Below are 8,602 nucleotides of genomic sequence, written 5' to 3'. Positions count from 1 at the left end.
CCACGGAAACTGGAGAAAGTTTAGGATTTTCGAGATTATTTTTGCATTGGTTGTGGATTCTCGGAAATATTTCCTGATATGAATGCTAGCGCCACTGCTGCGTGTGATTATTGGGCCACCACTACTGGCAAGTACGCCTCGCAAAACTCCGCCGGCATCCGCCGCGGCCGGCCGCTGCCGATCTCGATGCACACCAATTGCCAGCGTCCGCGCATCACGGTGGTGCCGTCGCTGGCACGCACCAGCTGGAAGCGGCGCTCCATCGTCAGCTTGCCATCGGTGCCGCACAGCCACGTCCCCAGCAGCAGTTCGTCGCCCAGGCCAGTCGGCAGCAGGTACTCGTATTCCGCTTTCGCGATCGCCATCGCCCGGTCCAGCCGGCGGTAGGCCGCGAGGTCGAGACCCAGCGCTTCGGAGTGCGACCAGCCGGCCTGCTCGCACCAGCGCACGTAGACCGCATTGTTGGTGTGATCGAGGCCGTCGATATCGGCGGCCAGCGGCGCGACGGGGTAGATGTGCGGTTGCGGGAAATCCCAGTTCAAGGTGCTCTCCGGTCGAGGTAATGGTGCATTGTATCGCGCTGCAAAACGCGGCACAGGCCCCTGTTCTGCGGAAATTTCTTGATGGCGTGGGCTATACGGGGTTTTTGACAGGTTTTACATCGTGGTGCAACATGGGGTATCGTCTACTGCGGTTCAATAGACAAAACGATAAACCGCATAGCGAAACCAAGGAGTGACAATGAATGCCGGCGCTTCCCCCGCCGTCGTGCGCGAGCTGCACGACGATATCCTTGTGGTAACGATCAATAACCCCCCGGTCAATGCGCTCGGCACCAGCGTGCGTCGCGGGCTGCTGGAGGCGCTGGAGACGGCCGAGGCGACGCCGCGCGTGCGCGCCGTGCTGCTGCTCGGCGCGGGGCGCGACTTCCTCGGTGGCGCCGACATCCGCGAATTCGGCCAGCCGCCCCAGCCACCGGCGCTGCCGGACGTATGCAACCGCATCGAGGCCTGCGCCAAGCCGGTGCTCGCCGCCATCCACGGCGCCGCGCTGGGCGGTGGCCTGGAGGTGGCACTTGCCGCGCACTACCGCATCGCGCTGGCGTCGGCGAGGCTGGGCCTGCCCGAGGTGCTGCTTGGCCTGTTGCCCGGCGCTGGCGGGACCCAACGTACGCCCCGGCTGATCGGTGCCGCGGCGGCGCTCGATCTGATGCTGGGCGGCCGCCACGTCGGCGCGGCCGAGGCGCTCGAGCTTGGGCTGGTGGACCGCGTGGCGGCCGGCGACGTGGCGCAGGACGAAGGTCTGGCCTATGTGCGCGAACTGCTGGCGCAGGGCGCGCCGGTCCGGCGCACGCGTGACGCTGGCGCGCTGGCGGATCGGCCGGCACAGCAGGCCGCCATCGACGCGGCCCGCGAGAGCATCGCGCGCAAGCCCACGGGCCTGTTTTCGCCGGGACGGATCGTCGAAGCGGTGCAGGCCGCGCTCGACCTGCCGTTCGACGCGGGCCTGGCGCGCGAACGCCAGGTGTTCATCGAATGCCTGGACAGCCCGCAGCGCGCTGGCCTGGTGCATGCCTTCTTCGCCGAGCGGGCCACGGCGAAGGCACCGGAGATGGGCACGGCGCGGCCGCGCCCCGTCCACGCCGTGGGCGTGGTTGGCGGCGGCACGATGGGCGCCGGCATCGCGGTGGCGCTGCTGGACGCCGGCCTGCCGGTGACGATGGTCGAGCGCGACGAGGCGGCACTGGCGCGCGGCCGCGCCAACGTGACGAAGGTGTACGACGGCCTCGTCGCCAAGGGTCGCATGACGGCCGCGCAGCGCGACGCCGTGCTGGCGCGCTGGCACGGCAGTACCGCGTTCGAGGCGCTGGCCGAGGTCGACCTCGTCATCGAGGCCGTGTTCGAGGAGCTGGACGTGAAGCTGGCCGTGTTCGCCCAGCTGGAGCGGGTCTGCAAGCCCGGCGCCGTGCTGGCGACGAACACCTCCTACCTCGACGTCGACCGCATCGCGGCCGCGACAAGGCGGCCGGCGGACATCATCGGCCTGCACTTCTTCTCGCCCGCGCACGTCATGAAGCTGCTGGAGATCGTGGTGCCGGCCCAGGTGGCGCCGGACGTGGTGGCGACCGCGTTCGAGCTGGCGCGCAGGCTGCGCAAGACGCCCGTGCGCGCCGGCGTCTGCGACGGTTTCATCGGCAACCGCATGCTGGCCGTGTATCGCCAGGCCGCCGACCACATGATGGAGGACGGCGCCTCGCCGTACCAGATCGACCGCGCCATCCGCGCCTTCGGCTATCCGATCGGGCCGTACGAGATGGCCGACCTGGCCGGCGGCGACATCGGCTGGGCCACGCGCAAGCGCAAGGCGGCCACGCGCGACCCGGCCGCGCGCTACGTGCAGATCGCCGACCGCCTGTGCGAGCGCGGCTGGTTCGGCCAGAAGACGGGCCGCGGCTTCTACCGCTATCCGGACGGCGCCCGCCAGGGCGTGCCCGATCCGGAAGTGGAAGCCATCATCGACGCCGAGCGCCAGCGCGCCGGCGTCACACCCCGCACATTCAGCGACGACGAGATCGTGCGGCGCTACCTGGCCGCGATGATCAACGAGGGCGCCAACGTGGTCGACCAGGGCATCGCGCTGCGCCCCCTGGACGTGGACGTCACGCTGCTGCACGGCTACGGCTTCCCGCGCCACCGCGGCGGGCCGATGAAGTACGCCGACATGGTGGGCCTGCCGCAAGTGCTGGCCGACATCCAGCGTTACGCCGAGGACGATCCCTTGTTCTGGCGGCCATCGCCGCTGCTGCTGCGCCTCGTCGAGCGGGGCGCCAACTTCGACAGTCTCAATCAACCGGGAGCCAACCATGCGTGAAGCCGTCATCGTGTCCACCGCCCGCACCCCGCTGACCAAGGCGCACCGCGGCGAATTCAACATCACCCCCGGCGCGACGCTGGCGGCGTTCGCCGTCCGTGCCGCCGTCGAGCGCGCCGGCATCGAGCCGGACCTGATCGAGGACGCGGTGCTGGGCTGCGGCTACCCGGAAGGGACGACCGGCCGCAACATCGCGCGCCAGGCCGTGATCCGCGCCGGCCTGCCGATCGCCATCGCCGGCACCACCGTCAACCGCTTCTGCGCCTCCGGGCTGCAGGCGATCGCCATGGCGGCGGGGCGCATCGTGCTGGATGGCGCGCCGGCGATGATCGCCGGCGGCGTCGAAAGCATCTCGCACATCCGCACCCGCGAAGGTGCGGACACGGGCATGGACCCGTGGATCCTGGAGCACAAGCCGGCGCTGTACATGCCGATGATCGAGACCGCCGACATCGTCGCGCACCGCTACGCCATTTCGCGCGAGGCGCAGGACCGCTTTTCCGTCGCCAGCCAGCGCAAGACCGAGGAAGCGCAGCTGGCGGGGCGCTACCGCGAGGAGATCGTGCCCTGCACGACGACAATGACCGTCACCGACAGGGAAACCGGCAAGGTGTCGCACCGCGAAGTCACGGTCGAGGAAGACAACTGCAACCGCCGTGGCACCACGTACGAGGCGCTGGCGAAACTGGCGCCCGTGATGGGGCCGGACCAGTTCATCACCGCCGGCAATGCGTCGCAGCTTTCCGACGGCGCCTCGGCCTGCGTGATGATGGAAGCGCGCCTGGCCGAGCAGGCTGGCTTGCGTCCCTTGGGGGCCTTCCGTGGCTTGGCGGTGGCGGGCTGCGAGCCGGACGAGATGGGCATCGGGCCCGTGTTCGCGGTGCCGAAGCTGCTGGCGCGGCATGGCCTGAAGGTCGAGGACATCGACCTGTGGGAACTGAACGAGGCCTTCGCGTCCCAGGCTCTGTATTGCCAGCAGCGCCTGGGCATTCCGGACGAGCGCCTGAACGTCAACGGCGGCGCCATCGCCATCGGCCATCCGTTCGGCATGACGGGCGCGCGCCTGGCCGGTCACGTCCTGCTGGAAGGGCGGCGGCGCGGCGCCCGTTATGCCGTGGTCACGATGTGCATTGCCGGCGGCATGGGCGCCGCCGGCCTGTTCGAAATCTACTGAAGGATCGTCATGGACCTGAATTTCACCCCTGAAGAAGAGCGCTTCCGCGACGAGGTGCGCGCATTCCTGGCCGAGCGCTTGCCTGAGCGGCTGTCGAGCAAGGTGGCGGGCGGCCGTCACCTTTCCAAGGCCGACATGGAAGAATGGCATGCGATCCTGAACGCGCGGGGCTGGCTGGCCAACCACTGGCCGCGCGAATACGGTGGGCCGGGCTGGACGGCCGTCGAGAAGTTCATCTTCGAGAACGAGTGCGCGCTGGCCAACGCGCCGCGCATCGTGCCGTTCGGCGTCAACATGCTGGGCCCCGTGCTGATCAAGTATGGCAGCGAGGCGCAGAAGCGCCGCTGGCTGCCGCGCATCCTGGACGGCTCCGACTGGTGGTGCCAGGGCTATTCCGAGCCCGGTGCGGGCTCCGACCTGGCGGCCGTGCGCACCACCGCCGTGCGCGGGGTGGACGGGCAGGGCGAGCATTACATCGTCAACGGCCAGAAGACCTGGACGACCCTGGGCCAGTACGCCAACATGATCTTCTGCCTGGTGCGCACCGACCGCGAGGCCAAGAAGCAGGAGGGTATCAGCTTCCTGCTGGTGGACATGACCTCGCCCGGCGTCGAGGTGCGGCCCATCATCACGCTCGATGGCGGCTACGAGGTCAACGAGGTGTTCCTGACCGACGTGCGGGTGCCCGCCGAAAACCTGGTGGGCGAGGAGAACCGTGGCTGGAATTGCGCCAAATACCTGCTGACGTACGAGCGCACCAATATCGCCGGCGTCGGCCTGTCGGTGGCGGCGCTGCAGCGGCTGAAGAAGGTCGCGGCCGAGGTGCGCCGCAACGGCCGCCCGCTGGCCGCAGACCCGGCCTTCGCGGCGCGGCTGGCGCGCGTGGAAATCGACCTGGAGAACATGAAGACGACCAACCTGCGCATGATCGCGGCGGTGGCCGGCGGCGGTGTGCCCGGTGCCGAGAGCTCCATGCTGAAGATCCGCGGCACCGAGATCCGGCAGGAGATCCTGGCGCTGACACGGCGGGCGATGGGCGTGCATGCGCGACCGTTCATCGCGGCCGCGCTGGACGGCGACGTGGAAGCGCCGCGTTTCGGTCCGGACTTCGCCCATGCTGCCGCGGCGCAGTACTTCAACAATCGCAAGCTGTCGATCTTCGGCGGCTCCAACGAAATCCAGAAAAACATCATCGCCAAGATGATCCTCGGCCTGTAAAGGAAGCACCATGAATTTCGAGCATACGGAAGAACGGCGCATGCTGGCGGACAGCCTGGACCGCTTCATCGCCGCGCAATACGGCTTCGAGACGCGCAACCGCATTGCCGCATCGAGCCGGGGATTTTCAACGGAACTGTGGGCGCGATTCGCCGAACTGGGCGTGCTGGGTGCCCTGTTCCGCGAGGAGGACGGCGGCTTCGGCGGCACCGGCCACGATATCGCGGTGGTGTTCGAATCGCTGGGCCGCGGCCTGGTGCTGGAACCGTTGCTGGGCAGCGCCGTGCTGGCAGGAGAAGCCATCGCGGCGGCCGGCAGCAATGCACAGAAGGCGCTGCTGGCCGGGATCGTCGACGGCAGCACGATCGCGACCTTCGCGCATGACGAGCCGGACACGCATTACGAGCTGGCGCGGGTGGGGATGACGGCGCGCCGCGACGGCGCCGGCTGGGTGCTGGACGGCCTCAAGTCGGTCGTGCCGCATGGCGAGCATGCGGGGCTGTTCGTGGTCTCCGCCCGCACGGCAGGCGCGATCGACGACGAGCGCGGCATCTCGCTGTTCCTCGTGCCGGCCAGCGCGGCCGGGCTGGCGGTGCTGGGCACGCCGACGATGGACGGCGGCCGGGTTGCGCAGGTGACGTTCGACAGCGTGCGACTGGACGCCCACGCGCTGCTGGGAGAGGATGGCCACGGTTACCCGACGCTGGAGCGCGCCGTGGGCCGCGGCATTCTGGCGCTGTGCGCGGAAGCGCTGGGAGCGATGGAAGCAGCCAAGGCGGCGACGCTGGACTACCTGCGCACGCGCAAGCAGTTCGGCGTGCCGATCGGCAGCTTCCAGGCGCTGCAGCACCGCATGGCGGACCTGCTGCTGGAGGTGGAGCAGGCCCGCTCGGCCGTCATCAACGCGGCCGCCGCGCTCGAGGCGGACCGGCTCACGCGCGAGCGCGCACTGTCCGCCGCCAAGTACACCATCGGCCGCATCGGCACGTTGGTGGCGCAGGAGTGCATCCAGCTGCACGGCGGCATCGGCATGACGTGGGAGCTGCCGCTGTCGCACTACGCCAAGCGCCTGGTGATGATCGACCACCAGCTGGGCGACGAGGACCATCACCTGCAGCGCTATGTGGAGTTGACCCGCGACCTGGGGAGGGCACATGACCTTGTTTGACCTGAGCGGCAAGGTCGCCGTCGTCACCGGTTCCACCCGCGGTATCGGCCTGGCGATCGCGCAGAGGATGGCGCAGCATGGCGCGAAGGTCGTGATCTCGTCGCGCAAGGCGGACGTGTGCGCCGGGGTGGCCGCCGCCATCGATGCGGAGCACGGGCAAGGCACCGCGCTGGCGGTGCCGGCCAATATCGCTTCGAAGGAAGCGTTGCGGCATCTGGTCGATGAAACGGTGCGGGTATTCGGCCGCATCGACATCCTGGTCTGCAACGCCGCGTCGAACCCGTACTATGGGCCGATGAGCGGCATCAGCGACGAGCAGTTCCGCAAGATCCTCGACAACAACGTCATCGCCAACCATTGGCTGATCCAGATGGTGGCGCCGGCAATGCTGGAGCGGCGCGACGGCGCGATCATTATCGTCTCGTCGATCGGCGGGTTGCGCGGCTCGCCCGTCATCGGCGCGTACAATGTGTCGAAGGCGGCGGACATGCAGCTGGCGCGCAACCTGGCGGTGGAGTATGGGCCGCACAACGTGCGGGTCAACTGCATCGCGCCGGGGCTGATCAGGACAGATTTCGCGCGGGCCCTGTGGGAAGATCCGGAGCGGCTGCACCAGGTGAACACCAGCGTGCCGCTGCGGCGCATCGGCGAGCCGGACGAGATCGCGGGCACGGCGGTGTACCTGGCTTCGCGGGCGGGCAGTTTCGTGACGGGGCAGGCGATCGTGGTGGATGGTGGCGTGACCGTCTGACTAACCCCTTGGTTTCTGCTTGCTACATGGCGCCGCGCATAGGGTCAGTCCCCAACGGGGACTGACCCTAATGCCGCTAAGTTAAGGAAAATTATCAGCCTGCCGCAGACGGCTTTGCACCCAACAGCGGAGAGCTGGGGTCAGACCCGGCGGGTCTGACCCCGGTTTTGGGCCTGGGGTTGAGGGATCCGCCTGCGGCTGACCCCAGCCTGGCACCGGTGCTTACTGCACCGTGTTCAAGGCGCGCAGGAACTGCCCCTTGATCTTGCCGCCTTCGACGATGCCGATGATCGTGTTCGCCACCGTGCCGCCCTTGCTGTCCAGGCCCTCGATATCGTTCGGGTTGTGCTCCGGCGGCAGCGTCTTGAAGGCCTGGTCCATCTTGGCGCGGATCGCGGCGGCGTCGCTGACGGTACCGGCCAGCTTCATCGCCGCCACGGTGGCATGGACGGCCGAGTAGTTGATGCTGATTTCGCTGGACGGGTCCTTGCCGGGATTGGCCTTGCGGTAGCGTGCCGTGAACGCGGCCGGCTCCGGACGGTCGTCGCCGGAGACGGGCATCACGCCGACCGAGCCTTCCAGCGGCGCCAGGCCGCCGACCACCTTGGCCATCTCGTCGATCTTGGCCTGGTCGATGATGATGAAGCCGCCCTTGAAGCCCAGCTCGCGCGCCTGCTTGGCCACCAGCGCCGTCGGTTCCGAGGCGCCGCCGATGAACAGCACGTCCGGCTTGGCCTGGATCACGCGGCTGACGCCACTGTAGAAGTCCGTCGCCTTGTTGTACGACATGGGGTTCTCGGCGACCACCTTGCCGCCGGCTGCTTCCCACGCCGGCTTGAACGCGGCCGCCCAGGCCTTGGCGTAGTCGTGGTCCGCCGCCGCCAGCGCCACGTTCTTGCCGTGCTTTGCCATCATCGCCTTGGTGAACGGGCCGATGTAGCCGGTGAAATCCGGCGGCAGGCGCACGGTCAGCTTGTTGCCGCGCTCGGTGGCCTGCGGCAGGCTGGTATAGGCCAGCAGCAGGACCTTGGCCTTCTCGTTGAACGCCTGCACGGCGAAGATGCCACCCGAATGCGGCACCAGCACGGCCGCCGTCTTGTGCTGCTGTACCAGGCGCTGCACGTTGATGCCGGTCTCGCTGGGGTTGTACTTGTCGTCCAGCGCGACGATCTCCAGCTTGTAGGCCTTGCCGCCGATCTGCAGCGGCTTGGCGTTGATCTCGGCGGCCGCCATCTGCATGCCGGACAGGACGTTCTTGCCGTACAGCGCGGCGCCCCCGCTCAATGGGCCGGAAAAGCCGATCTTGATGACTTCCTGGGCCGACGCGGCGCCGGCCAGCGAGAGGGCGGCGGCAAGGATGGTGAGGCGGATTTGCGGTTTCATCTGGTCTCCTGTGGTTTTTATGTGCTCATGCGCCGGT

At 68.3% G+C, this 8,602-nt stretch carries 7 protein-coding genes; 5 read left to right on the top strand and 2 right to left on the bottom strand.

Features of this window, described 5'->3' with window-relative positions:
* Window positions 1-107: 107 nt before the first annotated feature.
* Window positions 108-542 carry a thioesterase family protein gene (locus E7V67_022335; protein WUR12414.1) on the bottom strand — a complete coding sequence of 145 codons (435 nt, stop codon included), beginning with the start codon at window positions 540-542 and terminating at the stop codon, window positions 108-110.
* 199 nt (window positions 543-741) lie between these two features.
* Between E7V67_022335 and E7V67_022330 the strand changes: the two genes are divergently transcribed.
* Genes E7V67_022330 through E7V67_022310 form a run of 5 tightly spaced genes read left to right on the top strand, consistent with a single transcriptional unit; the run spans window position 742 to window position 7,182 of the window.
* Window positions 742-2,871: a 3-hydroxyacyl-CoA dehydrogenase NAD-binding domain-containing protein gene (locus E7V67_022330; GenBank protein WUR12413.1), complete on the top strand. Its 2,130-nt coding sequence runs from the start codon at window positions 742-744 to the stop codon at window positions 2,869-2,871.
* Window positions 2,864-4,045 (top strand): acetyl-CoA C-acyltransferase, encoded by a 1,182-nt coding sequence (locus E7V67_022325; protein ID WUR12412.1) that lies wholly within the window; start codon window positions 2,864-2,866, stop codon window positions 4,043-4,045. Before E7V67_022330 ends, E7V67_022325 begins: the two co-directional genes overlap by 8 nt.
* A gap of 9 nt (window positions 4,046-4,054) precedes the next feature.
* Window positions 4,055-5,263 (top strand): acyl-CoA dehydrogenase family protein, encoded by a 1,209-nt coding sequence (locus E7V67_022320; GenBank protein WUR12411.1) that lies wholly within the window; start codon window positions 4,055-4,057, stop codon window positions 5,261-5,263.
* 10 nt (window positions 5,264-5,273) lie between these two features.
* The gene (locus E7V67_022315; protein ID WUR12410.1) at window positions 5,274-6,431 is read left to right on the top strand and encodes an acyl-CoA dehydrogenase; all 1,158 of its coding nucleotides are present in this window, start codon (window positions 5,274-5,276) and stop codon (window positions 6,429-6,431) included.
* Window positions 6,418-7,182, top strand: a complete 765-nt coding sequence (locus E7V67_022310) for an SDR family oxidoreductase (protein WUR12409.1) — start codon at window positions 6,418-6,420, stop codon at window positions 7,180-7,182. The genes E7V67_022315 and E7V67_022310 overlap by 14 nt, the downstream gene beginning before the upstream one ends.
* Before the next feature lie 222 nt (window positions 7,183-7,404).
* Here the strand turns inward: E7V67_022310 and E7V67_022305 are convergent, their stop codons facing one another.
* The gene (locus tag E7V67_022305) at window positions 7,405-8,565 is read right to left on the bottom strand and encodes an ABC transporter substrate-binding protein (protein WUR12408.1); all 1,161 of its coding nucleotides are present in this window, start codon (window positions 8,563-8,565) and stop codon (window positions 7,405-7,407) included.
* Window positions 8,566-8,602: the final 37 nt, after the last annotated feature.

It is taken from the genome of [Empedobacter] haloabium (assembly GCA_008011715.2).
Taxonomy (GTDB): Bacteria; Pseudomonadota; Gammaproteobacteria; order Burkholderiales; family Burkholderiaceae_D; genus Rugamonas; species Rugamonas haloabia.
The sequence above is the reverse complement of the archived record's forward strand: the minus strand, read 5'-3'. Positions and strand labels throughout refer to the sequence as shown.

What these genes read in the sequence shown, in the direction of transcription:
- E7V67_022330 (WUR12413.1), top strand. Translation starts at nt 742, where the DNA reads ATGAATGCCGGCGCTTCCCCCGCCGTCGTGCGCGAGCTGCACGACGAT.
- E7V67_022325 (WUR12412.1), top strand. Translation starts at nt 2,864, where the DNA reads ATGCGTGAAGCCGTCATCGTGTCCACCGCCCGCACCCCGCTGACCAAG.
- E7V67_022320 (WUR12411.1), top strand. Translation starts at nt 4,055, where the DNA reads ATGGACCTGAATTTCACCCCTGAAGAAGAGCGCTTCCGCGACGAGGTG.
- E7V67_022315 (WUR12410.1), top strand. Translation starts at nt 5,274, where the DNA reads ATGAATTTCGAGCATACGGAAGAACGGCGCATGCTGGCGGACAGCCTG.
- E7V67_022310 (WUR12409.1), top strand. Translation starts at nt 6,418, where the DNA reads ATGACCTTGTTTGACCTGAGCGGCAAGGTCGCCGTCGTCACCGGTTCC.
- E7V67_022305 (WUR12408.1), bottom strand. Translation starts at nt 8,565, where the DNA reads ATGAAACCGCAAATCCGCCTCACCATCCTTGCCGCCGCCCTCTCGCTG.